Here is an 823-nt window from a genome sequence, read left to right as displayed (position 1 = left end):
GGTTCTGTCGCAAACTTATTGGATGGCAGAGCATCAATGGGGTTGGTGGGCAGTTTAGCCTGCCAGTTGAACAAACTGCTGAAACGGGCGGAGTCCGGGCGTGAATTGATCTTTGCGGATCATATTGACCAATTCTATTCCAGCCAGGACAGATGCGGCTGAAGCGAAGGATTTGAAGCCCAGCATGTGCCTGATCCGTCGTTTGATGAATCGGTGGTCTTGTTCAATGATATTATTGAGGTACTTTCGCCTCACCATCTCAATCGGTATTGGGCAACCAAAGCCTTTCAGCATCTTGTTTATAGCTTTGATGCCGGCCGTGTTGGCCCCGCTTTTATCGATGACGATCTTACACGGCAGCCCGTTTGCTTCGAGCGCGCGGGCAAAAAACTTCGTTGCTGCAGCTTTGTTTCTGCGTTTGGACAGCATGAAATCAAGCGTTTTGCCGAACTTATCGATCGCGCGATAGAGATACACCCACTCACCTTTCACTTTCACATATGTCTCATCCATACGCCAAGAACGATCCACAGCGCGCTTTCGATATCGCGCTGCTTCCGCTACGAGCCCGGCATATTTTCCTACCCATCGGTTCAGCGTCGCATGATCCAGATCGACGCCTCGTTCGGCCATGATTTCTTCCAGATCCCTGTAGGAGACACCGTAGCGCAGGTAGAAGAAGACCGCGTGTAAGATAACGTCCTTCGGAAAATGCGCGCCTTTAAATGAGATTGTCACGGTTTGCTCCTGTCATAGCCGAGCGCGCGCTATCAGAACTGCAGCCGGAATGACAGTTGGGAGCAGAATTTGCGACAGAACCCGG

The 823-nt window shown here is 51.3% G+C and carries 1 protein-coding gene; it reads right to left on the bottom strand.

The window, feature by feature from the left end:
* Positions 1–54: 54 nt before the first annotated feature.
* On the bottom strand, positions 55–738 hold the full coding sequence (locus J7394_RS22805; protein WP_209256251.1) for an IS6 family transposase: 684 nt from the start codon (positions 736–738) through the stop codon (positions 55–57).
* Positions 739–823 lie beyond the last annotated feature (85 nt).

Origin of the sequence: Ruegeria sp. R13_0 (assembly GCF_017743995.1) — a bacterium.
Lineage (GTDB): Bacteria > Pseudomonadota > Alphaproteobacteria > Rhodobacterales > Rhodobacteraceae > Ruegeria.
The sequence above is the reverse complement of the archived record's forward strand: the minus strand, read 5'-3'. Positions and strand labels throughout refer to the sequence as shown.